Annotated in this window: 31 protein-coding genes and 1 rRNA gene; 20 read left to right on the top strand and 12 right to left on the bottom strand. The window is 56.5% G+C overall.

The annotated features are described in order from the left end of the window. Positions 1 to 6 precede the first annotated feature (6 nt). Complete coding sequence (locus GQS_RS09650; RefSeq protein WP_238515763.1) at positions 7 to 252, top strand: hypothetical protein; 246 nt, start codon at positions 7 to 9, stop codon at positions 250 to 252. A 4-nt stretch (positions 253 to 256) separates the two neighbouring features. Next, positions 257 to 679 (top strand): secondary thiamine-phosphate synthase enzyme YjbQ, encoded by a 423-nt coding sequence (locus GQS_RS09655; RefSeq protein ID WP_014013502.1) that lies wholly within the window; start codon positions 257 to 259, stop codon positions 677 to 679. A gap of 7 nt (positions 680 to 686) precedes the next feature. On the opposite strand, the gene GQS_RS09660 is transcribed toward GQS_RS09655, so the two are convergent. Next, positions 687 to 1,244, bottom strand: a complete 558-nt coding sequence (locus tag GQS_RS09660) for an Era-like GTP-binding protein (protein ID WP_014013503.1) — start codon at positions 1,242 to 1,244, stop codon at positions 687 to 689. Between the two features lie 50 nt (positions 1,245 to 1,294). Between GQS_RS09660 and GQS_RS09665 the strand changes: the two genes are divergently transcribed. The 6 genes from GQS_RS09665 to wtpC all read left to right on the top strand — a co-directional run bounded on the left by GQS_RS09665 (position 1,295) and on the right by wtpC (position 6,532). Further along, entirely contained in the window at positions 1,295 to 1,609 is a 315-nt protein-coding gene (locus tag GQS_RS09665; protein WP_014013504.1) for a hypothetical protein, read from the top strand. Between the two features lie 2 nt (positions 1,610 to 1,611). Then, entirely contained in the window at positions 1,612 to 2,169 is a 558-nt protein-coding gene (locus tag GQS_RS09670; RefSeq protein WP_014013505.1) for an HD family hydrolase, read from the top strand. Positions 2,170 to 2,191: 22 nt separating this feature from the next. Beyond that, entirely contained in the window at positions 2,192 to 3,550 is a 1,359-nt protein-coding gene (locus GQS_RS09675) for an ATP-binding protein (RefSeq protein ID WP_014013506.1), read from the top strand. A gap of 132 nt (positions 3,551 to 3,682) precedes the next feature. After that, entirely contained in the window at positions 3,683 to 4,714 is a 1,032-nt protein-coding gene (wtpA, locus tag GQS_RS09680) for a tungstate ABC transporter substrate-binding protein WtpA (protein WP_014013507.1), read from the top strand. A gap of 38 nt (positions 4,715 to 4,752) precedes the next feature. Beyond that, entirely contained in the window at positions 4,753 to 5,505 is a 753-nt protein-coding gene (gene wtpB, locus GQS_RS09685; RefSeq protein WP_014013508.1) for a tungstate ABC transporter permease WtpB, read from the top strand. Further along, entirely contained in the window at positions 5,498 to 6,532 is a 1,035-nt protein-coding gene (wtpC, locus tag GQS_RS09690) for a tungstate ABC transporter ATP-binding protein WtpC (protein ID WP_014013509.1), read from the top strand. Before wtpB ends, wtpC begins: the two co-directional genes overlap by 8 nt. Here the strand turns inward: wtpC and tsaA are convergent. Next, entirely contained in the window at positions 6,504 to 6,965 is a 462-nt protein-coding gene (gene tsaA, locus GQS_RS09695) for a tRNA (N6-threonylcarbamoyladenosine(37)-N6)-methyltransferase TrmO (protein ID WP_014013510.1), read from the bottom strand. The genes wtpC and tsaA overlap by 29 nt on opposite strands. 27 nt (positions 6,966 to 6,992) lie before the next feature. Continuing rightward, the gene (locus tag GQS_RS09700; protein ID WP_014013511.1) at positions 6,993 to 8,258 is read right to left on the bottom strand and encodes an adenosylhomocysteinase; all 1,266 of its coding nucleotides are present in this window, start codon (positions 8,256 to 8,258) and stop codon (positions 6,993 to 6,995) included. Positions 8,259 to 8,311: 53 nt separating this feature from the next. Between GQS_RS09700 and GQS_RS09705 the strand changes: the two genes are divergently transcribed. Next, positions 8,312 to 8,893, top strand: coding sequence for a cyclase family protein (locus tag GQS_RS09705; protein ID WP_014013512.1), 582 nt, complete (start codon positions 8,312 to 8,314; stop codon positions 8,891 to 8,893). On the opposite strand, the gene GQS_RS09710 is transcribed toward GQS_RS09705, so the two are convergent. Both GQS_RS09710 and GQS_RS09715 read right to left on the bottom strand, forming a co-directional pair. Beyond that, entirely contained in the window at positions 8,875 to 9,294 is a 420-nt protein-coding gene (locus GQS_RS09710) for a ribonuclease P protein component 4 (RefSeq protein WP_014013513.1), read from the bottom strand. The genes GQS_RS09705 and GQS_RS09710 overlap by 19 nt on opposite strands. Before the next feature lie 4 nt (positions 9,295 to 9,298). Beyond that, positions 9,299 to 10,834 (bottom strand): hypothetical protein, encoded by a 1,536-nt coding sequence (locus GQS_RS09715; RefSeq protein WP_014013514.1) that lies wholly within the window; start codon positions 10,832 to 10,834, stop codon positions 9,299 to 9,301. A 56-nt stretch (positions 10,835 to 10,890) separates the two neighbouring features. Here GQS_RS09715 and rrf point away from each other — a divergent pair. From rrf to GQS_RS09730, 3 genes are all read left to right on the top strand, one after another. Then, a 5S ribosomal RNA gene (gene rrf, locus GQS_RS09720) occupies positions 10,891 to 11,012 on the top strand. 69 nt (positions 11,013 to 11,081) lie between these two features. Continuing rightward, complete coding sequence (locus tag GQS_RS09725; protein WP_014013515.1) at positions 11,082 to 11,744, top strand: protein-L-isoaspartate(D-aspartate) O-methyltransferase; 663 nt, start codon at positions 11,082 to 11,084, stop codon at positions 11,742 to 11,744. Positions 11,745 to 11,783: 39 nt separating this feature from the next. After that, positions 11,784 to 12,428, top strand: a complete 645-nt coding sequence (locus tag GQS_RS09730) for an HAD-IB family phosphatase (RefSeq protein ID WP_014013516.1) — start codon at positions 11,784 to 11,786, stop codon at positions 12,426 to 12,428. A 166-nt stretch (positions 12,429 to 12,594) separates the two neighbouring features. Here GQS_RS09730 and GQS_RS09735 read toward each other — a convergent pair whose 3' ends face one another. Together GQS_RS09735 and GQS_RS10865 are read right to left on the bottom strand one after the other, a co-directional pair. Further along, positions 12,595 to 13,803 (bottom strand): A24 family peptidase C-terminal domain-containing protein, encoded by a 1,209-nt coding sequence (locus tag GQS_RS09735; protein WP_014013517.1) that lies wholly within the window; start codon positions 13,801 to 13,803, stop codon positions 12,595 to 12,597. 9 nt (positions 13,804 to 13,812) lie between these two features. Then, positions 13,813 to 13,980, bottom strand: a complete 168-nt coding sequence (locus GQS_RS10865) for a class III signal peptide-containing protein (RefSeq protein WP_014013518.1) — start codon at positions 13,978 to 13,980, stop codon at positions 13,813 to 13,815. A 90-nt stretch (positions 13,981 to 14,070) separates the two neighbouring features. Between GQS_RS10865 and GQS_RS09740 the strand changes: the two genes are divergently transcribed. Next, entirely contained in the window at positions 14,071 to 14,415 is a 345-nt protein-coding gene (locus GQS_RS09740; protein WP_014013519.1) for an ASCH domain-containing protein, read from the top strand. 5 nt (positions 14,416 to 14,420) lie between these two features. Beyond that, a complete protein-coding gene (locus GQS_RS09745) occupies positions 14,421 to 14,990 on the top strand; it encodes an ASCH domain-containing protein (RefSeq protein ID WP_014013520.1) in 570 nt (189 codons plus the stop codon). Here GQS_RS09745 and GQS_RS09750 read toward each other — a convergent pair. After that, positions 14,971 to 15,237: a hypothetical protein gene (locus GQS_RS09750; protein ID WP_014013521.1), complete on the bottom strand. Its 267-nt coding sequence runs from the start codon at positions 15,235 to 15,237 to the stop codon at positions 14,971 to 14,973. The two genes, GQS_RS09745 and GQS_RS09750, sit on opposite strands and share 20 nt — an antisense overlap. Positions 15,238 to 15,386: 149 nt before the next feature. Here GQS_RS09750 and GQS_RS09755 point away from each other — a divergent pair, with 149 nt between their 5' ends. Continuing rightward, positions 15,387 to 16,094, top strand: a complete 708-nt coding sequence (locus GQS_RS09755; protein ID WP_014013522.1) for a TIGR02253 family HAD-type hydrolase — start codon at positions 15,387 to 15,389, stop codon at positions 16,092 to 16,094. A gap of 85 nt (positions 16,095 to 16,179) precedes the next feature. Here the strand turns inward: GQS_RS09755 and pgsA are convergent, their stop codons facing one another. From pgsA to GQS_RS09770, 3 genes are read right to left on the bottom strand one after another with little or no spacing between them, the layout of a single operon-like run. Continuing rightward, entirely contained in the window at positions 16,180 to 16,746 is a 567-nt protein-coding gene (gene pgsA / locus GQS_RS09760) for an archaetidylinositol phosphate synthase (RefSeq protein ID WP_014013523.1), read from the bottom strand. Between the two features lie 9 nt (positions 16,747 to 16,755). Next, positions 16,756 to 17,292, bottom strand: coding sequence for a tRNA (cytidine(56)-2'-O)-methyltransferase (locus GQS_RS09765; protein WP_014013524.1), 537 nt, complete (start codon positions 17,290 to 17,292; stop codon positions 16,756 to 16,758). Further along, positions 17,289 to 18,896 (bottom strand): transglutaminase-like domain-containing protein, encoded by a 1,608-nt coding sequence (locus tag GQS_RS09770; protein WP_014013525.1) that lies wholly within the window; start codon positions 18,894 to 18,896, stop codon positions 17,289 to 17,291. Before GQS_RS09770 ends, GQS_RS09765 begins: the two co-directional genes overlap by 4 nt. A 50-nt stretch (positions 18,897 to 18,946) precedes the next feature. Here GQS_RS09770 and GQS_RS09775 point away from each other — a divergent pair, with 50 nt between their 5' ends. Genes GQS_RS09775 through GQS_RS09790 form a run of 4 tightly spaced genes read left to right on the top strand, consistent with a single transcriptional unit; the run spans position 18,947 to position 21,001 of the window. Continuing rightward, positions 18,947 to 19,717 carry an S-adenosyl-l-methionine hydroxide adenosyltransferase family protein gene (locus GQS_RS09775; RefSeq protein ID WP_014013526.1) on the top strand — a complete coding sequence of 257 codons (771 nt, stop codon included), beginning with the start codon at positions 18,947 to 18,949 and terminating at the stop codon, positions 19,715 to 19,717. Positions 19,718 to 19,762: 45 nt separating this feature from the next. Further along, entirely contained in the window at positions 19,763 to 19,963 is a 201-nt protein-coding gene (locus GQS_RS09780; RefSeq protein ID WP_014013527.1) for a hypothetical protein, read from the top strand. Further along, complete coding sequence (locus GQS_RS09785) at positions 19,944 to 20,420, top strand: type II toxin-antitoxin system VapC family toxin (RefSeq protein ID WP_014013528.1); 477 nt, start codon at positions 19,944 to 19,946, stop codon at positions 20,418 to 20,420. The genes GQS_RS09780 and GQS_RS09785 overlap by 20 nt, the downstream gene beginning before the upstream one ends. A 14-nt stretch (positions 20,421 to 20,434) precedes the next feature. Then, entirely contained in the window at positions 20,435 to 21,001 is a 567-nt protein-coding gene (locus GQS_RS09790; RefSeq protein WP_014013529.1) for a nicotinamide-nucleotide adenylyltransferase, read from the top strand. On the opposite strand, the gene GQS_RS09795 is transcribed toward GQS_RS09790, so the two are convergent. Continuing rightward, positions 20,998 to 22,182 carry an MFS transporter gene (locus GQS_RS09795; RefSeq protein ID WP_014013530.1) on the bottom strand — a complete coding sequence of 395 codons (1,185 nt, stop codon included), beginning with the start codon at positions 22,180 to 22,182 and terminating at the stop codon, positions 20,998 to 21,000. The genes GQS_RS09790 and GQS_RS09795 overlap by 4 nt on opposite strands. Before the next feature lie 161 nt (positions 22,183 to 22,343). On the opposite strand from GQS_RS09795, the gene GQS_RS09800 reads away from it, so the two are divergent. Beyond that, complete coding sequence (locus GQS_RS09800) at positions 22,344 to 23,462, top strand: beta-galactosidase (protein ID WP_158306496.1); 1,119 nt, start codon at positions 22,344 to 22,346, stop codon at positions 23,460 to 23,462.

Consider the following 23,462-nt stretch of genomic DNA (forward strand, 5'->3'; position numbering starts at 1 on the left):
AATCGGGTGGAGTTTATAGCGGACATGATCTCCCTTCTCCTGGCCGACAAGGAGCTGTACTCCGACGAGGTTCTTTTCAGGGATGCGGTTGAGGAGATATACTCCACCCTGCGCTCGGAGGTCACCGAGAAAGGCAGAAGAGACCTCGTCGATGCCTACGAGCTGGCGGTTCTCCTCAAGGCGGTAGTGTCCGGCAGGGTTAAGGGTGCCGAGGAGCTGCTGGTGGAGATCAGAAAGAACCTGCCCGGGTGATGGCATGCTCTTTGAGATTGAGGTTTCCACGGAGGAGAGGCTCCAGATAGTTGATATAACCCCCGAGGTCCAGAGGCTGGTCTATCGCTCAGGGGTTAAACATGGCATCGCCGTCGTTTTTGTCAGACACACAACCACCGGTCTCCTTATAAACGAGGCTGAAAGCGGGCTTCTTCGGGACATTAAAGCTCGGATGAAAGAGCTGGTTCCTGAGGGTGCCGGCTACGCCCACGACCGCATAGACAGCAACGCCCACGCACACCTGCGGGCGACCCTCTTCCTGAACCCCGAGGTCGTCGTTCCCATAGACGGGGCCGAGCTCCAGCTCGGGACCTGGCAGCGGATACTCTTCATCGAGCTGGACGGCCCGAGGCGCAGGAAGGTTCAGGTCATGGTGTGTCCATGTCCGGAGTTCCCTGGGGAGTAACACGCATTCAAACGTACTGGGCGTAGTACGCCAGTCTCTTGATTAGCTCGTTGAACCCCTCGTAGGTGACCAGAGAGAGGGGTATCGCATCCTGCTCAAGGCGCTTCTTTATTATCCGCCTTATTTCCTCCACCCTCTCCGGTGGGACGAGGTCTATCTTGTTGATGACAACGATTATCGGCTTCTCGTAGCGGAACTTGAGCATGTGGTGGAGCTTCTCCATGCCCCTGTGCAGGCCGACGGTGGCATCGACCATGTGAATGACTATATCCGCGGAGACTATCTCGTCAATTATCTCCCGGAACCTCTCCTCGCTCAGGACCTTGCCCCTCAGCTCCCTCTGGGGGTCGAAGAGGCCGGCGGTGTCTATGAGCACGAACTCATCGGCTCCTCCGAGGGGGTTCTTCATGCTCTTCGGTATCTTGAGCTTTCCGAAGCGTTTTCTGATTACACCCTTGGTCGTTCCTGGGAGGTTCTCCACCTCCGAGATTTTGCCCCCGATTAGAGCATTCATGAGCGTTGACTTGCCGGCGTTCTCGGCACCGATAATCGCAACCTTTATCATACCTTCACCCCCAAATAGGATAAGACCACGCCTCTATAAAGGTGATGAACATGCCCAAGCGGGTTAAACTCGGTCATCATTACTATTACATCGTTACGGTTGATGAGCTTCATTCCGGTGGTTTCAGGGGTAAGAACGTTGTCATCGAGGGCACCATCGAGGACAAGCCCCTTGTGGAGTTCCTTCCCATGGAGTTACCTGGTTACCGCACGACCTTTAAAGTTTCCGGCCTCAGGGTGGAGTTTTCGGGAAGTCCGTGCCTCGGAAAGGGCGAATGGGTGAAGGTCTACGGCCGCTTCCTCGGCGACTGCATAATGGCGAGTGCCATCGAAACCGAAAGGGCGGTTTTCACAACGGAGGAATGAAAATGTCTCTTCTCGACCTTTTTATCGAGGCTGGAAACCTGAAAAAACTTCCCAGAACGGGCTGGCTCCTCCGGGGCGTTTCAAACCCCGAGAGCATAGCGGACCACAGCTACCGCGTTGCCCTGATAACTCTCTTTCTGGCCGACGAGCTGAGGGCGAAGGGCGTTGAGATAGACGTTGAGCGGGCCCTCAAGATAGCGGTTCTCCACGACCTCGCCGAGGCGAGGGTCACCGACATACCCCTGACGGCGCAGTACTACCTTGACAAGGGCAAGGCCGAGAAGAAGGCCGCGATGGAGCTTTTCATAAAGACCCCAAACCCGAGGGAGTACTTCAGGCTCTGGCGCGAGTACGAGGAGGGTCTCAGCTTGGAGGGCAGGCTGGTTAAGTTCGCGGACAAGCTGGAGATGCTGGTTCAGGCCCTCGAGTACGAGAGGGCCGGCTTCAGAGACCTCGACGAGTTCTGGGGCGCGCTGGATTCCCTCCGGGAGAGCGAGTTCTACGGGCACTTCCGGGAGCTCGTGGAGGAGCTTGCGGGGATAAGGGGAAAGGTTAAATAGTTGTAAGGCGATTAGTCTAATCATGATGCAACAATTCATCGATAGGAGGAGCGAACTTGAAGCCCTGGAAAGGGCTTTTGAGGGTGATAAAGCTGAGCTGATAGTGATTTACGGCAGGAGGAGAGTTGGGAAGACTGCCCTCATCTTGAAAGCGGTGGAGGGATTTCATCACCTCTACTTCCTGGCCGATGAGAGGAGTGAAAACGAAAATCTCTCCGAGTTCAGGAAAAAGGTTGCGGGGTTTCTGGGTGATGACCTCATCGCCCGCTCGAATCTTGGCTGGCTTGAGCTGTTTCAGCTCCTTGCGGAGCGGGGAGATGGTGTGGTCGTTATAGACGAGCTTCCCTACCTCGTTGAGGCGAACCCGGCGTTCCCTTCCCTTCTCCAGAAAGCATGGGATCTTCATCTCCAGAACTCGAAAATCAAGCTCGTCCTCGTCGGTTCGTCCATTGGGATGATGGAAAGGCTCCTTGGGCACAAAAGTCCGCTTTATGGTCGCAGAACCATGCAGCTCGACGTGACACCCCTGAAATACTGGCACGTTCCGGAGTTTCTTCCCGCTTATTCTCCGGAGACCTGGATGATGGTTTACGGCGTTGCCGACGGGATACCCCTGTATCTGAATCAGTTCGATGGGAACTCCTCCTTCTGGGAAAACGTTGAGAGGCTCTTCCTTCGGAAGGAAAGCCCGCTCTACACTGAGGCTGAATTCCTGCTGAGACAGGAATTCCGGGAACCCGCGCGCTACTTCTCGATACTCAAAGCCATAGCCTTTGGAAAGACCAAGTTCGGCGACATCGTGAACTTCACGGGCTTCGACAGGGGTACTGTCTCGCGCTACCTCGACAACCTCGCGAGGATTCGTGTGATCAGAAAGGTTTACTCGGCCTTTGAGCCGGAAACGAGGAGAAACAGGCGCTACGAGTTTGCCGACAACTACTTCCGTTTCTGGTTCCGCTTCGTTTATTCAAACAGGGAAAGAATCGAGCGGGAGCTTTACGGTGATGTTTTGGGGAGCGTCAGGCGGGATTTTGACCACTACATGGGTCCAGTCTTTGAAAAGGCTGCCTTGGATTTCCTGTGGAGAAAGTTCGCATTTGAGAGGGGAGGTAGATGGTGGCGAAAGGGCGAGGAGATCGACTTCGTCGGCCTGAAGGGTGAAACCGCGTACTTCTTCGAGGTCAAGTGGGGCACTTTAAGCCATCGAGAGGCCCTTGGGGTTCTTAAAAGGCTTGAGGAAAAGGCCAAGAACGTCAAAACGGGGGTGGAGAAAAGGCGCTTTGGCATCGTTGCCAGGAGCGTTGAGGGCAGGGAGGAATTTGAGGAGGAAGGCTTCATCATCTTTGAGCTTGGCGATCTCTTTATCGGAGCCCAGCGATGAGGGTCTTTCAATCCCTCAATCGACAAGGCCACAGTCTTTCTTCACCCGGGAAAACAAAACCGTTAACGTTAATTCTTTTGTTTGCTCAAAATGTTTAAATACACTATTGTGCCCATTCCCCTGGGGGTTACAATGAAGTGGCGAGGCATCCCTCTGATTACACTCCTCATGCTCTCCGTTATCGCGGCGGGCTGCATAAACGGCTCTGAGAACTCAGGGCTTAAAGAGACAACCCTCGTGGTCTTCCACGCGGGTTCGCTGAGCGTACCCTTCCAGCAGCTTGAGAAGGAGTTCTCGGATTACGCTGAGAAGAACCTCGGTTACAGGGTGACCTTCCATGACGAGGCGGATGGGAGCGTTAAGACAGTGAGGAAGGTGACAGACCTCGGGAAGAAGGCGGACATGGTTGCCGTCGCGGACTACACCCTCATTCCCCAGCTCATGATTCCCGATTACGCGGACTTCTACGTGCTCTTCGCGACGAACGAAATAGTCATCGCCTTCACGGAGAAGAGCAAGTACGCCGACGAGATAAACTCGGACAACTGGTATGAAATCCTCGCGAGGCCGGGCGTCACCTTCGGCTTCTCAGACCCGAACCAGGACCCCTGCGGCTACCGCTCGGTCATGGTCATGAAGCTGGCCGATTACTACTACGACAAACCGGTATTCGAGACCTTAGTCGAGAAGAACACGAACATATACTTCAACGGGAGCATGGTGGTCGCCCCCAAGGATATCCAGATAAAGAACGATAAGGTCGTCATAAGGCCGAAGGAAACCGATTTGACCGGCCTCGTCGAGAGCGGAAGCCTCGACTACTTCTTCATCTACAAGAGCGTGGCAGAACAGCACAACCTGCGCTACATCACCCTCCCGAACGAGATAAACCTCAAGGACTTCAGCAAGGCCGACTACTACGGCCAGGTGAGCATCTACATCGGCTCCACCGGCAAGGTCATCAAGGCCAAGCCCATCGTTTATGGGGTCACCGTTCCGAAGGACGCGCCCAACAGGGAGCTGGCGATGGAGTTCCTCAGATACCTCCTGGGCGAGAACGGCAGGCGGGTCTTCCAGGAGAACCACCAGGACTTCATCTGGCCGCCGGTTGCCTTCGGCAACGTTCCGGATGAGATCAAGGACGAGGTCAAGGTTGAGGGGTGAGGTTTTTATTTCCTCTTTCCAACTCTATGGGGATCGCCATGGGGACGAGGCACGACTACACACTCTACTTTTTCGCCGCGATCGGGAGCTTCCTGGTGGTTTACATAGCCCTGCCCCTGCTTGTTATACTGGCTAAGCAGGCCTCCGACTTGGGCATGCTCGTTAAGACCCTTCACGACGCCTACGTTATCGAGGCCCTCAGGAACTCCCTCCTTACAGCGACGGCGACAGCTCTCATAGCTCTCCTCTTCGGCGTCCCCCTCGGCTACGTTCTCGCGAGGAACGAGTTTCCGGGGAAAAGCCTCGTCCAGGCTCTGGTTGATGTCCCAATCGTCATTCCGCACTCCGTAGTTGGAATAATGCTCCTCGTCACCTTTTCGAGCGCGATCCTCGACAGCTACACGGGTATAATCGCGGCGATGCTCTTTGTCTCCGCCCCGTTCACGATAAACGCCGCGAGGGACGGCTTCCTTGCGGTCGACGAGAAGCTCGAGCACGTCGCCAGGACCCTCGGCGCCTCAAGGCTGAGGGCCTTCTTCTCGGTTTCGCTCCCGATGGCGTTTCCGGCCATAGCGAGCGGGGCCATAATGACGTGGGCTCGCGCTATAAGCGAGGTGGGTGCGATACTCATCGTTGCGTACTACCCGAAGACGGCCCAGGTTCTCGTCATGGAGTACTTCAACAACTACGGTCTGAGGGCATCGAGACCGATTTCCGTTATCCTCATCGTGATGAGCCTCACCGTTTTCGTTATCCTGCGCTGGCTCGTGGGGAGGAAGGCCAATGCTTGAGGTAAAGTCCGTTTCCAAGGACTGGAAGGAGTTCCGGCTGAGGGAGATAAGCTTTGACGTGAGTGAGGGGGAGCACTTCATAATCCTCGGCCCGAGCGGGGCCGGGAAGACGGTGCTCCTTGAGATAATAGCGGGCATAATCGAACCCGACGCCGGGAGTGTCCTTCTCAACGGTGAGGACATAACCCACTGGCCGCCGGAGAGGCGCGGCCTCGCCTACATCCCCCAGAACTACGCCCTCTTCCCCCACATGAGCGTCTTCGACAACATAGCCTTCGGGCTTAAGCTCCGTAGGGTTCCGAGGGCAGAAATCGAGAGAAAAGTTAAGGAAATAGCCGGGGTTCTGGGCATAGCCCACCTTCTCCACAGAAAGCCGAAAACGCTGAGCGGCGGGGAGAGCCAGCGCGTGGCCATAGCCAGGGCCCTCGTTGTGGAGCCCGAGCTTCTGCTCATGGACGAGCCCTTCGCGAACCTCGACGTTCAGACGAGGGGGAAGCTCATCAACGAGATGAAGCGCTGGAAGCGGGAGCTCGGCTTCACCGCGCTGCACGTTACCCACTCCTTCGAGGAGGCGGTGGGCCTGGGCGACAGGGTGGGCGTTATGCTCGATGGGAGGCTCATCCAGACCGGCTCCGTTCGGGACGTCTTTTCGAGACCATCTAGTGAAGAAGTCGCGCGGTTCCTCGGCTTCGAGAATATCATAGAGGGCACCGCGGAGGGAAGGATCCTGAGGAGCAACGGCGTCGAGATAGAGCTTCCGGCGGAGGCGAGGGGAAGGGTTCGCGTTGGCCTGAGGCCCGAGGACATAATCCTCTCGCTGGAGCCCATTAGAACGTCCGCGAGGAACGAGTTCAAAGCCCTGGTCGAGTCGGTTGAAGAACTCGGCCCCCTCGTCAGGGTTCATCTGAGAATCGGCGGCCTGTATCTGAGGGCGTTCATAACCCGCTCCTCGATGCTGGAGATGGGAATAACGAAGGGACGGGAGGTCTACGTCAGCTTCAAGGCGAGCGCCCTTCACGTCTTCTGAGACCCGTTTTTGGCATCGTGTAAAGCCTACTCTCCCAAAGTCTGGCCTCCTCCGGGCAGTCAAGCCTCTCCACAAAAGGCTTGATGTCGACGACCGGCGTGCCGTCAAAGGCATCGATCTCGTCTATGTAGAGCCTCCCTTTTTCTATGCGGTGTATCCTGACGGTGTAGAGCGCTATGGGGTTGGGTCTGACGGGCGAACGGGTGGCAAAGACTCCCCTGAGCGGGTTCTCCAGGTTCCCGCGCGGGTGCACTTTGAGAACCCCTCTTCCCTTCTGCCTGTCGCTCTCGTGAAACCAGAGGATCAGCTTTATCCAGTCATCTTCGTTGAGGCCTTCTACCGCTTCCCAGAACTCGGGGAGGATCTCGATGAAGGTCTCTTCGTTTTTCTGGACATATCCGACCGGGACGAGTTTGAAGGGTTCGAAGTTCATTGTCAACACCCGAAAAGAAAAGGGGAATCAGGTCCCGTGCTCCCAGCTCTCCAGGTATTTCCTCTGCTCCTCGGTGAGCTCCTCGATTTTTATCCCCATCGAGGCGAGCTTTATCCTTGCCACCATCTCGTCTATCTCCCTCGGGAGCACGTAGACCTTTGGCTCAAGCCTCTCGTGGTTGTTCAGTATGTATTCGGCCGCCTTCGCCTGAAGGGCGAAGCTCATGTCCATTATCTCCGCAGGGTGGCCGTCGGCGGCCGCCAAGTTGACCAGCCTGCCCTCGGCGAGCAGGTAGAGCCTCCTTCCGTCCGCCATCCTGTACTCGGTTATGTTCGGCCTCGGCTCGCTTATCTCGACGGCCAGCTCCTCGAGGTCCGGTTTGCTTATCTCGACGTCGAAGTGGCCGGCGTTGGCCATTATGACGCCGTCCTTCATGACCTCGAAGTGCTCCCGCCGTATGCAGTTGATGTCGCCCGTCGAGGTGATGAAGATGTCGCCCACCTTCGCCGCTTCCATCATGTTCATGACCAGGAACCCGTCCATCCTCGCCTCCAACGCCCTAATCGGGTCGACCTCCACGACTATGACAGTCGCGCCGAGACCGCGGGCGCGCATGGCTATGCCCCTGCCGCACCAGCCGTAGCCGACAACGACGACGTTCTTACCCGCTATCAGCAGGTTGGTGGTTCTCAGAATTCCGTCCCACGTTGACTGGCCGGTGCCGTAGCGGTTGTCGAAGAGGTATTTGGTGTAGCTGTCGTTCACCGCTATTATCGGGAACCTCAGAACGCCGTCTTTCTCCATGGCACGGAGCCTTATGACGCCCGTTGTAGTCTCTTCGCTCGCTCCCCAGAGTCCGTCTATCAGCTCGGTTCTCTCCTTCAGCACCGTCGAGACCATGTCCGCGCCGTCGTCTATGATTATGTTCGGTTCTATGTCAAGCGCCTTGTGCATGAACTCGTAGTACTGCTCCCTGTCCTCCCCGCGGATCGCGTAGACCTTTACCCCTGCCTTAGCTAAAGCCGCGACAACGTCGTCCTGTGTCGAGAGCGGGTTGCTTGCCGCCGCCGAGACCTCCGCACCGGCCGCCTTAAGGGTGAGAAGCAGAAAAGCCGTCTTCATCTCAAGGTGCAGCGTCGTCGCGATTCTGACACCTTTGAAGGGTTTCTTCTCCTCAAAGTCCTTCCTTATCGTCTGGAGAACCGGCATAAAGCGCGAAACCCAGTCTATCTTTTTCTCGCCGCTGGGGGCCAGGGCGATGTCCTTAACGCAGTAATCCCTCGTGCAGTCCATCATCATCACCGCAGGGTTTTTAATCTGGAGGGTTAAAAAGGATTGGTGTCGCTATGATAATCGACCTCTCCCTCCCCATCTCGGAGAACACCCCGGTTTATCCGGACGACCCGCCCGTGAGCCTGAAGCTCTGGGCCGTCATCGACAGGGACGGCTACTACATGAACGTTCTCAAGATGGGCGAGCACACCGGGACTCACGTCGATGCGCCGGCGCACTTCGTGCCCAGGGGGAAGACCATCGACGAGATGCCGCTTGAGAAGTTCATCGGAGAGGGCATCGTTCTGGACGTCAGGGATGGGGATGGGCCTGTAGGACTCGACGAGATTCCCGACGGCGGCTACTTTGGAAAGATGGTGCTTTTCCTGACGGGCGGCAGGGAGCTCTCCCCGGAGGTGGCGCTGTTTCTGGTGGCGGAGGGTGCAAGGGCCGTCGGGACTGATGCCATGAGCATCGGCGACGACGCCGTTCACAAGATACTCCTGAGCGCTGAGGTGCCTGTGTTTGAGAACCTGGCCAATCTGGAACTCCTCATCGGGATGGAATTCACCTTTGCAGCGTTCCCCCTGAGAATAGAGGGCGGCTCGGGAAGCCCCGTCAGGGCGGTGGCGATAGTTCAGCGGGAATTGGAATGATTTTCTGACGGTGCTTTGGTCTCCCGTCCATTTTCGACGGTTTCCCCCGTAAGGGAGGCTTTTCTACGCTCCTTCTGCTCCCTGATGTACGGGTGCCTCATGATGTGGCCGCAGTTGAGGCACTTGATGACAACGTGGCCGTTCCTGAGCCTCACTCTGGCGTTAACGCCCGGGACGAGGAAGGAGTGGCATTTTTTGCAGTAGCGGCGTTTCCACTTCCTGGGCATCCTTATTCTGGCCTTCTGCTGGACTGCGAGGGCTATCTCAACGTAGCGGTTGGCCAGCTCCGGCTCGTAGGGGAATACCCTCCCCGCGAGGGTGAAGAGGGTCTCAATCCTCTCGCGGGCGATTCTGCGCTTTTCTCTCTGCTCCCTCTGGCGGATGAATTTTTTCTTGCTCATAGTATCACCGTATCAGTATCAGCTTTCCAGGAAACGGCTCGTAAATGTAGCCGGTGGCTATAAACTTTTCAATCAGATTGAGGGCGTCCCGTTCGTTAAAGCCGTTCTTCAGCATCTCACTCAGGAACTCCTCCCTGGTGACTTCTCCGAGGGGGCTTGTGGAGGCCAGGTCGTGGAAGATCTGGAGGGCCTTCTGGGCGCGGACATCGTAGGGGATGTAGCGCTCATATTCTTTCTCCAGCTTCATTATGACCTCGGGCCGCTTTCTAACGAGCTCGCCAAAAACCACGTTCCACTCGTTCAGTATCGTATCATCGATCTCCCTGACGTCTTTAACCGCCCTATCCGTTACCTTTCCGTAGAACCGGGTGATGGCCCCAAAGAGCCTGCTGTCGAGATAGAACCTCATCCCCAGGTGAAGCACGCCGCTGGGGGTCGTCAGCTTCTCAAACGTTTCGCTGTACTCTTTCCTGCCCCATCTCCTCCATTTCAGGTGCTCGTCCCGCAGTCTGCTCAGCTCCCCGTGGCCCATTGATAGATAGCGCTCCCTGTTGATGAAAATGGTCACGAGCAGGTTGGGAATAAGCTGGCGGAATTCCCTGTTCTCCTCGAAGTATGGCTTCTCCTCCCAGGGCATCATTACAAAGGGCGTTTCAGAAATCTTTGCCAGGGGATCGGTTGGATTTGCCTCGATATCCTGGGGCAGCAGGCCGATCGCCCTTTTGTTTACTATATGCCCTTCGCTCCATTTCGGCACTCCCGTCAGTCCTTTCCTCGAGGAGGGGATGTAGTATTTCATGTCCGTCCCGTTGGGGTTGTGGACACGGAAATCGATGTCCAGTACCGGGTCGATTATCTCAAGGGTAGTCTCTTTCCTCAGGCGGACCTCCCACGGCAGGCTCGACTGGAAGTATTTCAATGCCTTCCAGAGGGCCAGGAGCCCCATGTTTTCCCCGTACTTGTAAACGGTGTACTCGAAGCCCTCGCCCCATTGGAGGGCCTCGCTTCCCCAGATGATATACGGGACGCCGTAGAGTGAATAGATGAGGGCCTTCATCATATCCTTGCGGACGTAGATGGTCCTTTCGAACAGGTCAACCACCTCGCGCCTGCTCAGCGCGAACTCCCTGTAGTCCTTCCAGTACTCGGAATAGTCCCTTCCCTCGATTGAGGCGGCGTGGATCATCCTCAGGTTTCCCCACCGGTACGCGTCCGCGGTTCCATTCACTACAACATAGCTCCCGGGCCTGACGTCTCCACTAACTACAGTGTTTTCAGTTGCTCGTATGACGAGGTATGTCCTGAACTCGTCGTCTCTCAGTCCCCTCAGCTCTGAAGGGGAGAGGGGGGACAGGAGGTAGTACGCGGCGTCCCTCGGGGCGTTGGGGGGCTTTCTACCCAGCAGAAAACCGGCTATCTCGACGTCCTCACCGTTTTTAAGCCGCTGAACTTCCATCTGAAACTCCCGGAGCCTTCTGCCTGGGCTCAGCGGCTCTCTTGTCCTCTCCAGCCTAAGCAGTTCCAGTATCTCCCTCTCCATCGAACGGTTCTATTGACCGTAAAGTTTATAAACCCTCCGCGGCAGGTATGTATCGGTACGGCGGTCATAGCGGCGGGGTCACACCCGGTCTCGTTTCGACCCCGGAAGTTAAGCCCGCCAGCGATCCCGGGTGTACTGCCCTCCGAGAGGGGGCGGGAAACCGGGGACGCCGCCGGCCACTATCCTTCTGACAAACTTCTCGCAAGTCTTAAATCCTTTGAGCACATATTTCTTTTCGATGAGTTCGATGGTTTCCGAAGACGAACTCCGGAGGAGATGGGAGAGAACGGTTGAGAGGCTTTTTCGGGAGAGGATCATCCGAAGCGAGGTCGTTAGGAAGTCTTTTCTTAAGTATCCCCGGTACCTATTCGTTGAAAAGCGCTATCGGGACTACGCCCACGTCGATGAGCCCCTTCCGATTCCCGCGGGGCAGACGATAAGTGCCCCCCACATGGTGGCCATAATGCTTGAGCTGGCCAAGCTGGAGCCGGGGATGAAGGTCCTCGAGATTGGGACGGGCAGCGGATGGAACGCGGCTCTGATAGCGGAGCTCGTGAAGGGCGATGTTTACACGGTTGAACGGATTCCTGAGCTTGTCGAGTTTGCGAGAAGAAACCTCGAGCGGGCTGGGGTGGAAAACGTCCATGTTTTCCTCGGCGACGGCACGAAGGGCTTTCCTCCCAAAGCCCCCTACGAGGGGATAATCGTCACCGCGGGGGCGCCGAAAATCCCCGAGCCCCTGATCGAACAGCTGAAGCCGGGCGGGAGGCTCATAATTCCCGTTGGAGGATATCACCTGTGGCAGGACCTCTACATCGTGACGAAGGACGAAAATGGGTGGATAAGAAAAAAACGCTGGGGTGGGGTTGCCTTCGTGCCGCTCATAGGGGAGCACGGCTGGGATGGGTAGGCTTTTAAGTTTCTCCTCGCTCTTTTCTCGGGTGGTGCTATGGTCAAGCTCATAGCCTTCGATCTTGAGGGAACCCTGGTCAAATCCATTTCCAGCTGGGTTGAACTCCACAAGCGCTTTGGAACCTGGGAGAAGGGAAAGGAATACGCCGAGCTTTTCTTTGAGGGAAAAATAGACTACGTGAAGTGGGCCGAGCTCGACGCCTCTCTGTGGAAGGGCCACACCAGGGAAGAGATCATGGAATGGGCGAACTCGGTTGAGTACATGGATGGGGCCAGGGAGCTCATCGAGTTTCTTCGGGAGAACGACTTCAGGATAGCGATACTCAGCAGCGGTCTCATGTGCCTGGCTGGAAGGATTGCGAGGGAACTTGGGGTTGACTACGTCTTCGCCAACGAGCTGATATTCGACGAGAACGGCGTCGTCACGGGAAAGGTCAACCCCCTCGTTGACTTCAAGAGCAAGGGGACGATACTCAGGGAGCTGAAGGCGGAGATTGAACCCGAGCTGACGGTGGCGGTTGGAGACGGCTTCAACGACCTGAGCATGTTTAAAGAGGCCGACGTCAGCATAGCGATAAACCCGCACGAGGGTGTCGAGGGCGACCACAACGTTGAGAGCCTCCACGAGGTCATGGAGATAATAGCGGGACTGGTGGGGGAAGGGGCTGAACGGGGTCGGTGAAGGGCGTGTTCATCACGCCCGCCCGTGGGGGCGGTCTCAGCAAAGCAAAAGCTCCTCATTCCCCTGTCGGCCCGGCCGGAATCCCCGCCTCACTCCTCCGCGGGGTGGGCGGACGCCGGGCCGGCGGTGGCTTCTCCGCGCGGGAGCTTAAAAGTCTAACCCCGATTCACAGCCCTGCAACCTTGAGCTGTATCCACCAGAAGATATCGCCCCAGAAGTAGCTTATCAGGAAGCCCAGGAAGAGCGCCGGGGCAAAGGGCATTGACTTTTTCCTTAGGAATGAGTTTTCAAGCCTTCCCTCCTCCACGAGGCGTTTAAGCTCTTCTATCTGCTCTTTCCTGAGACCCTCCGCGGAGGATGATGCAATAACCCTCCCGTAGTCGGGCCGGAGAAGGGATGGGTCCGCGGAGGTGACGGCGTTCTTGATGCGTGTGAAGAGGTCGTCTCTGTCCCTGCCAATTTTTCCGTCCCTCTCGAATACTGTTTCCCCAAGTATATCCCACTCTTCAAGCGCTTCGACGGGCACTTCTTCCATCAGGACGCTCCTTCTCATAAACTTCACAAGGGAGAAAAACACCTTGAACAGGTACAGCACGGCGAGGAGCTTTAGGAAAGCCCTTGCCATCGGCAGCGGGTCGATGTACAGGAGATACATCAGAACGGTTATTCCAATGACATCCCCGACTTTTCTGAACTTGCCCAGGACGTATATCACCGCCACTGTGAGGATCCACGACCAGATTCCGGCTATGACCACTCCCGTCGTTTCGTAGATCATCAGCCGGAGGCCCAGGGCGGCCATTATCCAGAGGGCAACCTCAGCGGTCAGCCGTGCCCTGTCCGTGAATATCTTTCTTAGCTCCTCGAACTGCTTTCTGGCGATGATCACGCCGAAGGAGTAGATGAATATGAACGGGAAGATCGCTATGATGCTGTTAAGCAGCACGGTCAGTGGATAGAGCGGGTAGCCTATGGCATAGGGAGGCACCATTGACGCGGTCGAGGGCGGGTAAGGGAGCAGTGCGGAGAATCCGGCCAGTATCACGGCGTCGCCGCTGGCCCAGGCGCCGATGTAATAGAGCAGCAGGCCCAGAATAAGGCCCAGAATAAGCCCCAGAATCCCGGAAACGGCGAGGATAGTGTTGTGCTGGGTGTGGAGTCCCTGGTAGAGGTAGTAAAGTATGCCGACCTCGACGGCGGGGATTGGTATCCTGTCGAGGAGCCCCTCGCTTTCCTCACTCTCCCATCCGAGAAGCTTTCCGATGAGTGCAAGGGTTGGAAAAATGTGTATATCATCTATGAATCCCGTTTTCATATCGGTATACGAAGTAACGACTCCCATAACCAGTCCCAGAAGAAGGGGAACGTATTCCATGATTTCACCTCAGAGGTCTTCAAGTATCTCCTGTCTCACCTGGGTCACGTAGTTGGAGATGGCCTCGTTCATGTTCTTGACACCGTTGAGCACCACTCTGGCAGCGATGAGCACGAGCACTAGCACTGCCGCCAGCATGAAAAGGTACTCAATGGCCCCCTGGGCGCTTCTTCTCATCTCTCACACCTGACTTTAATTCGGTGCTAAAGGATTTAAAAGTTTCCATCAGCCTTTTAAGCGGGGAGTGGAATCTGGGTCGTGATGAGGATGAGAGTGTACAGGTTGAGGGTTCGCGAGGAATACTTGGACTACATAAAGTCCGGCGAGAAGAGGATAGAGGTCAGGGTTGCCTACCCTCAGTTCAGGGGAATGAAGCCCGGCGACAAGATAATCTTCAACGATCAGGTTCCCGCAGTGGTTACGGGCGTGAAGGAGTACGAGACGTTCCGCCAGGTTCTGAGGGAAGAGCCAATAAAGAAAATCTTCCCTGATGAGCCGAGCTTTGAGAGGGCCGTGAAGAGGTTCCACGGCATGTACCCGAAGTGGAAGGAGAACCGCTACGGCGTCATCGCCATAAGGTTCAAGCTCGTGGGTGAGAAAAGCGGGCGGTGATCCCGGTGCGCCACCTGGAGTTCGACGGACGCTACGCCGATGCGATACTGGGCGGAAGGAAGAGGGCAACGGTAAGGCTCGGCAGGAGGCCGAATCTGGAGCCCGGAGATGAAGTCCTTCTGCACTCGGGAGGCTACGCGATAGGGAAGGCGGTTATCGAGAGGGTCGAGAGCAAAACGGTTGGTGAGCTCACCGACGAGGACGCTTTTCTGGACGGATTTTCGAGCAGGGAGGAGCTGATAAGGGCCCTCAAAAGCCACTACAAGTACGTTAACGACGACTCCACCGCCCACGTTATAGTCTTCCGTCTCGTGGAGCGCTTTGAGAAGCCGGTCATGAGCTCGGACTACGCCTACGAGGGTAACCTACCCCTCGAGATAGCCGAGAAGGCCCTTAAACATCTTGACCTCTCCGACGAGGACAGAAAGCTCCTTGAACTCTTCCTCCAGGCGGGAAGTCTGAGAAAGGCCGCCCACAGGCTCGGCGGCATGAACAAGAGGTACCTGATTAGGGACGCCCTCAGGAGGGCCTATAGTGAGCTGAAAAAGAGGGGCATCATGGGGCCGAAGGTTTGAGCCCCTCGACTACGCTTGTTTCCTCTCCGTTTTTAACGGCCGAGATTATGGCCGGCATGAGCTTGAAGGTTCCGCCGTGGATTACACTCTTGAGGTCTCTCATGAACTCCTCCATCTCGAATTCGTCCCGAAACTCCAGCTTGGCTATGAAGTCGTACTCCCCGTAGAGCCAGTATCCTTCGACGGGGAGCTTTTCCAGAACCTCGTCCCGGACGCCCCAGACGAGGAGTATCGCCTCGATTTCCATCACCTCTGCTTCGTCCCCGGGAGCGGATAAAAGTCTTTCTAACGTTTTTCCGTCATAGGTGCAACTTTCTGAAAGATTTTAGGGCCCAACTTGTCGTTCTGCCGGGCAAGGGTTTTAACGTCCGCACCCAACTCCCTCAGGTGGTCCTGATGAAAGCCGTCTTCTTCGATTTCGTGGGCACGCTCATAACGAAGGAGGGGGAAAACGTTACCCATCAGAACATCGTGAGGGAGGTCCTCAGAAAGGCCGGGAGGGAAGACCTCGACTACGTGAAGCTCTGGGAGGAGTACGAGGCCGAAAGCTCCGCGATGTTCAAGGAACTAACCGGCAAGCCCTACGTCAAAATCCGGGACGTCGACACCGAGGCCATGCGGAAGGTGGCCGAGCGCTACGGCTTTCCGGTTCCCGATGACTTCTGGGAGATAAGCATAGCCATGCACGAGCGCTACGGTCAGCTCTTTCCGGATGTCGTTAAGACGATTAAGGCCCTCAAAGACCTCGGCCTCCACGTCGGAATCGTAACCGACTCGGACAACGACTACATCGAGGCCCATCTCAAGGCCCTCGGAATCTACGACCTGTTTGACTCCATAACGACCAGCGAGGATGCCGGTTTCTACAAGCCCCACGAGATGCCCTTTAGGCTCGCCCTCGAAAGGGCGGGCGTTGAAGCGAGCGAAGCCCTCTACGTCGGCGATAACCCTGCCAAAGACTGCGTTGGGGCCAAGAAGGCCGGCATGATGAGCGTCCTCCTCGACCCGAATGGCGCGAAGAGGGAACTGTGGGGCAACTGCGACTTCGCGGTCTCAAAGCTGGGCGAGGTCGTTGAAATAGTGAGGGGCTTGATGGAAAAATAAAGAAGGATGTCAGGGTCAGCAACGGCAGGGCTCTTCATCGCCTTGGCGGCTCGCCTAGCGAAATTCTCGTCATCCCCCTTCTTTTTCACTCCTTGAGTCTCTGATGGGCCGCGTAAAGCCTCTGGAGAACGGTTATCCACGCCAGAACCGCAACCGCGTAGACTCCGTACTCAACGTAGCCGAAGAGCGCGGTGATGATTATTATCAGCAGCCGCTCCGCCCTCTCGGCTATGCCAACGGCCAGCCTTCCGGAGCCTGCCAGTTCGGCCCTGCACCGCTCGTAGCTCACCAGGTAGCTCCCCATGAAAGCTATGAACGCAACGCGCCAGTCCACGAGGTTTCCGAGGGCTATTCCGAAGAGAACCGCCCCGTCGCTTATCCTGTCGAAGGTGGAGTCGAGGAAGGCGCCAAAGCGGCTCGTCTTTCCGGTTAATCTGGCGAGCGTTCCGTCGAGGGCATCTATAAGCGAGCCGAGGAGCAGAACGAGGGCTGCTATGGCCTGCTCGCCGCGGTAGAAGAAGTACGCGCCGGCGAGGCTTATCAGCAGGCCGAGGACGGTTATCGTGTTCGGCGTAACGCCGGCCCTCGCGAGGGGCCGGACGATGGCTTCAAGGTAACCCCTGACGTTTTCGCGGTAGTTGTTGAGCACCATCCGCAACCCTCACTCAAGCTCGATTATCTTTTTGCCCCTCTCCTGCGGGATTATCCTGAGCTTTGCGTTCTGGAACTCCTTCCTCAGGCCCTGTCCTTCAAGGAGTCTGTCCAGGAAGACCGCCAAAGCGGCAACCTCACTGTGCGGCTGGTTCCCAACGCCGACGTTGTAGTCTGCCATCTCGTAGACCTCCCTGGGCACCTTCTCGGCGCCGACGACGACGAGCACATCCCTGCCTTCCTTCAGCTCTCCCTGGATTTGGGGCATCGCGTCGTCGATGTGGATTCCGTACATCGTGAGGTGGACTATCACCCCACTATTCTCCTTCCATTCCCTCAGGATTCTCTTCCAGCTGGGGTCGAATGCTATCTCGAAGGGCCCTCCCCAGCGCCTCACGACGTCCTCGACGCTGTCCCTCACGTGCTCGTCCACTTCGGCCGCGATGATGATTCTATCCGCCCCGAAGGCCCTCGCCGTTAGGGCCACGTGGGTCGTTATCCTCTTATCCCTCTCTGGTCTGTGTCCAAGGCGAAGGACGGTTATCATCCCACATCACCCGCGAATATTTTCCAGTAGCGCGTGAAATCGTCGCTCCACTCCATGTCCCTGTAAAACTCGTACATGGTTTTTACGTTTTGCTCTATTCTCTTGGTGCTGTACTCCTCCATCACCCTGTTGAGGTCATCGTTGTTTGGCGCCGATGAGAGAAGGAAGAGCGCGTAGAGTCTCTCGTTCTCGTTCAAATTGTCGAGTACCCTGGTGAGCTTCGAGCGCAGCTCCGGCTTCAGCCTTCCGCTCACGACGCTTATGAGCCTGTCTTCGAGGTCCGCGATGAAGTCCCCGGTAACGTCGACATGCTCATGCCCCCTGAGCTCCGTCGGGCTCTGTGCCACCATCCTGTAGCCGTCCTCGGTTATTAGCTGATACAGTCTGGGGAAGTACGGGCTGGCCAGGTACTCCTCGAGGGAGCCTATGAAGCCGTGCTCGATGTCCACGACGTACCAGCCGTCCGTGGTGTAGAACTCCGTCACGGGTCTCTGTGTGCAGTCCGTCCCGTTGTACAGCGTTACGATCCTCGCGGGGATATCTATGGAGCGCAGCATTGCCGTCGTGAGTATCTGGCCCTCCGCGTAGCTCAGCCTATCCTGGAGGAGTATCTTATCCGGCTCAAGGGTGGAGGTCGTGTCCCCGAAGAAGTAGGTGCGCATCATCCAGCCGTAGATGGCCTTCGCAGCGCCCGGCTCGGAGCTGGCGTTTCCTATTATCTTGAGGGTGAGGTTCCTGAGCTCCGTCCTGTTAAAAGCGGGGGTTGAGTTGTAGCGCTCGGACCAGTAGCCGTCAACGAGATATCCGTCGGTGATCCAGTGGTATTTGAGGTCATACGCGTCCTTAAGAGTTCCGCTGTCCGCGTTCCATGGCCTCCACGTTACCTCAAGGGGCACGCTTTCGTTGACGCTCTTCTCGGAGCCGCCTATTTTGTACCGGAGCATCGCCGAGATGTATCCTTTCCTGTATGCGTAAGGGGCCTTCACAGTGTACCGGAGGGTTATCCTCCCGTTCTCGCCGATGCTCTCCGGAAGCGCGTCCGCACTCACCACCCTCATCCCATCGAGGAGGTCGAGTCTGATATCCAGCAGGTCAATCGGAGCCTCCAGCTTGTTCCTTATTGTGACAGTTATCGTGGAGGTCTCACCGCCATGGAGGGTCTCGGGTCCGCTTATCTCGAGCCCTATCTCGTCCGAGGGCGTCGCTCCCGTGGAAACGAACACCCTAAACTGGCCGTAGAAGCCGGTCCAGGTTCGCTTAAGCTCATCGGTCAGTTCGAGGGATAGCTTGAGGTTGTAGTAGCCGGGTATTGCCGGTGCCTTGAGTATCCAGACCAGCTGAACGGAGTGGCCCACGGGCAGGACGTCGGGGAACTTCGGTTCCTGAAGTATCTGGAAGCCCTCGTCGCCCAGGACGAGCGTTGCCCCGGTCAGGCCCACCTTTCCGGTGTTGTTGACGAACACGATGACGTGGAGCGTTCCGTCGGGTGCGACGACCGTTCTATCAACCGAGAACCTAACCTCCGCCGGCGGCTTGAAGAGGCATCCCGAGGTCACCACTATGAGAATGAGGAGAGGAACCAGGATGGCTTTTCTCATTTTCATCTTCCAAACCCTTTAAAGCCCCCACCGTTAATAAGTTTTAGGTGGTGGCGATGATAACCCTGACGACCGACTTCGGGCTTGGCGGCCCCTACGTGGGCGAGATGAAGGTTGCCATGCTCAGGGTTAACCCAAACGCGCGGCTCATTGACGTTACCCACTCGATAAGGAGACACTCCATCGTTGAGGGCTCATTCGTCATGGAGCAGGTGGTTAAGTACTCCCCTGAAGGGACCGTTCACGTTGGCGTTATTGACCCCGGGGTCGGCACCTCCCGCGGGGCCGTTATCATAGAGGGGGAGCAGTTTCTAGTTGTTCCCGACAACGGACTCGCAACCCTTCCGATGAAGCACATCAAACCCCGGCGAGCCTATGAGATAGATTTCGAGAGGATAAGGCGCTTCACAGGCTGGAGGATAAGCTCCACCTTCCACGGCAGGGATGTGTTCGGCCCCGCGGGGGCGCTCCTCGACGCCGGCATTGAGCCGGGCCAGATAGGAACCGAAATTCCTCTAGAAAGCCTTGTCAGGCTCAACGTAGAGCCTCGGCGCGAAGGGGACTACTGGCTGCTCACGGTACTCTACATTGACGACTTCGGCAACGTGATCCTCAACTTCGAGAACTATGGGGCTTTGAGGGCGGTGGAGCTTCCCGACTTGGGGGTTAGGGTTCCCTACCTCGACACCTATGGCCAGGTGAAGCCCGGCGAACTGCTTGCCCTCCCAGGAAGCCACGACTACCTCGAGATAGCGGTCAATCAGGGAAGTGCCGCCGAAAGGCTCGGGTTGAAGGTCGGGGATGTGGTAAAGGTCAGACTGATTTAGAAAGTGTTTTGAGGAAAATGGAGCAATTTGATGTGGGTGAAAAGAATGGGGGAGATAACCCTTAGGGTTCGCGTTCCTGATGGTATGGAACTACTGTTTGAACGGGAGGTAAAGGCGCTGGTTAAAGCTTTCGAAGGCGGAAAGAAGAGACCGAGGGTTACCCTCGATGATGTGTTCGGCATCGTCAGGAGCGAGAAGAGCGCCAAGGAGCTGAGGTTGGAGGCCTATGAGGAGCTCTTTGGTTGATTCGTCGGTTATTATTGAGGCCCTGAAGGGTAATCCCGTTGCCAAGCGAGTGCTTCAGTCAATTGAAAACGATCCGAAGTTTATAAACCCAATAATTTTCAGCGAAGTCCTGTTTGTTTTTCTGAAACTCGTTACTGGCAAGAGCTACCTTACGCTGAGGGGCAATCCTGAAGAGATTGGAAAACACAGGGATAAGCTTGAGAAGGTATATCTTTATCTCAGGGACAATTTCTCGGAGCTTCCCCTCACTGAAGAGATAGAAGAGAAGGCCTTTGAGTTCGTTCTGAATTACGGCCTGCTCCCCAACGATGCCATAATACTTTCGACCGCAAAGTTCTATGGGCTGTCACTCGTAACACTTGATGATGACTTTTTGCTTCCTTCCCGTTCCGAGGGAGTGGAAGTTATCACAGGTGATTCGTTCAGCGAAACTGAACGGGCAGTTCAAAAAGATTGAAAGGGGTGGTTGTCGTGGTCAAGCGCGGTCTATTCGTCGGCCGGTTCCAGCCGGTTCATAACGGCCACATAAAGGCGCTCGAATTCGTTTTTTCACAGGTTGATGAGGTGATACTGGGCATCGGAAGCGCCCAGGCGAGCCATACGCTGAAGAACCCCTTCACGACGAGCGAGAGGATGGAGATGCTCATCCGGGCCCTGAACGAGACGCACCTGGCGGACAAGCGCTACTACCTGATTCCGCTCCCGGACATCAACTTCAACGCCATCTGGGCGACCTACGTGGTGAGCATGGTTCCGCGCTTCGACGTCGTCTTCACCGGGAACTCGCTCGTCGCCCAGCTCTTCCGCGAGAAGGGCTACGAGGTCATCGTCCAGCCGATGTTCAGGAAGGACATCCTCTCGGCGACCGAGATAAGGAAGCGCATGGTCGAAGGACAGCCCTGGGAGGAGCTAGTGCCCAAGAGCGTGGCCGAGTTCATCAGGGAGATAAAGGGCTGCGAAAGGATAAAGATGCTCGCGACGAACCTTGAAAAGAACGAGAAGGAGCTCCAGGCGCCGATAAGGATTCCTGAGTTTTAAGGGCGACTTGCTGCTCCCGTCTTCCTTCTTCTGCTCAGCTTTACAAACATAGCTCCAGCCATTAAAAACAGCCCCAAGCTAGCCGCGTACGGCAGCGTTGCGTGGACGCTCGCCAAAGCGCCGGCTATGAAGGGCGTGAAGAGGCCAATGAGCTTCCTGTAACTCGATATCGCCGCGTGGAACTCGCTGGCCTTCTCCCTTGGAATAAGCTTGAACATCCAGGAGCGGTAGAAGGGGAACCAGAATGTGTTCCCGAAGTCGCCGACCGCGTAAACAACAAGAGCGAGCCAAAATGGAGGAGACAGGGCCATCACCAGAGCGTAGAAGGCGTTAATCAGCATGCCGACCCCTATCGCCTGGAATCCCTTCCCCTTCGGAACCCTCTCGCTCGCGTAGGTCCCTATTATTGAGGCCAGACTGCTCGCGCAGGCTATCAGCGTTACCTCGAACACCGTCTTGTGGAGCACGAAGACGACGTAGTTGATGAGCACCAGCTCAGGAGCGAGCGCCCAGGCGAGCGTTAGTAAGGCCTCGAAGGCGAGGAGAACCTTGAACTCGCCAGCCTTGAAAGTAAAGCCCTCCGGTGTTATCCCCTCCTCCCTGCCGACCGATGGCAGGAAGAACCATATGTAGGCCACCGTGACGGCCGAGAAGAGGCCGAAGAATATGAACGCCCAGCGGTAGTTCTCCGCGCCGGGGTAGAGGTAGCCGAAGATGTAGCCGAGAATCGGGAAGGTTATCAGCCTCGCTATCTCCGGCAGGCGGAGATGCCAGGCGAATATCTCCTCGTACTTGTCCCCGGGGTAAATTATCTGCTCGTAGGCGCGGTAGAGGGGGTAGAGAACCGTTGAGAGCTTCTCCACGGTCCTTCCGGCGAAGAGCATGAGTGGGGCCATGGCGCCTCTGGCAAGGCCGTAGAGGACGTAGGCGATGCCGTCGAGTATGTCTATTGCGATGAGGCCCTTCTTAATGTCCCAGCGGTTGAACAGCCTGCCGAAGAGATACGTTAGGGGAATCGCGAGGATGTTGACGGCAGTGAAGAACGCCCCGACCTCAAGGACGGAGTAGCCGACCTTCATCATGTAGAGCGGGAAGAGTATCCAGACTATCAGGCCGGGAGCGATGAGCGTGTGGTAGAGCATGTATGCCCTGGCTTCCCTCGGAATCTCACTCCAGCGCATCTGAAGCCCCGTTCATATTACAACCGGAATCTTTAAACGTTTCTCAGACACTTGGCGTAAATCAGCGCCGGCTCGCCCTCTCATGAAGACCGCAGGCTTGCTAAACGTACTCACCGGCTTAATTTCTCAAGAAGCTTTAAATGGAGTTCCTCCAAGTTCGGATGGCGGTCAATGTGCTGAGGAGATTGATTCCACTCACGGCGTTTTTCATCATTCTTCTGGTTATTTTTGGTCTGCTGTTCGTCAATCAAACTCCTAACCTTCAGTCCTGCGAGGGCAACGTCACCTATACCCTATCGCCGGATGCCAACGGCTCCCTCGGCGTCCTGATAGTCTACATGGATCCGGGCATAAGCCACGAGAGGGCGGAGGCCGTTTTTGACGCGGCTAAGAAGGCGGGTGCGAAGTGGGTGAGGATAGGCCTCATCTGGGCGCTGGCCGAGCCCTCGCCAGGGGAGTACAACTTCACCGAGTTCGACTGGATAATCAACGCCGCGCTCCAGAGAAACCTCTCCGTGCTTCCCGTCGTGATGTTCACACCAAAGTGGGCCTCGGGAAAACCGGACGCGGAGGATTACTACCTCTATCCGCCGGCGAAGGGCGAATACCTCCACGATTTCGCAAAGGCCCTGGCCATACACTACCGCTGGAGGATAACCCACTGGGAGCTCTGGAACGAGCCGGACATGAGGGGCTTCCTCAAAGACCTCGACGGGGACGGCTCGACCGCCGACGAGTACGCGGAGATGCTGGCCTACTTCTACAGCGGCATAAAGAGCGGAGACCCGAATGCAAAGGTCGTCCTCGGCGGGCTTGCCAATTCCAAGGTCGAGCCCTCCTGCGAGAAGGGCTACCTCCGGAAGCTTCTGAGTGACCCGAATTTTCCAGCCGGGAGGAACTTCGATGTGGCGAACATCCACACGAACTTCCGGAGTCCCGAGGATATAATTCAGGAAATCCGGGAGACCCGGGCGATTCTACATGAATTCGGCCTCGAAAAGCCCCTCTGGATAACGGAGACGAGCTACACTCCCGTTAAGAGGTTCCAGATTCTGCCGTGCTATCAGGGAGGGGAGGGGTTTGAGCGCTACGTCCATGATGCGCTTGTGGTTGAGCTGAACGAAGGCGCCGAGGTGGTCTTCTGGGCGGCCCTCCACGACTACGGGAGCGACAGGCCGGAGAGCGACCCCTACAAACACTCCGGGCTCTACACCTACGACCTTGAGCCGAAAAAGGCGGTGGAAGTGTTTAGAGAGTTGAGCGAGGAGCTGGAAAGATAG

This window comes from Thermococcus sp. 4557 (assembly GCF_000221185.1).
In the GTDB taxonomy this organism is placed as follows: domain Archaea; phylum Methanobacteriota_B; class Thermococci; order Thermococcales; family Thermococcaceae; genus Thermococcus.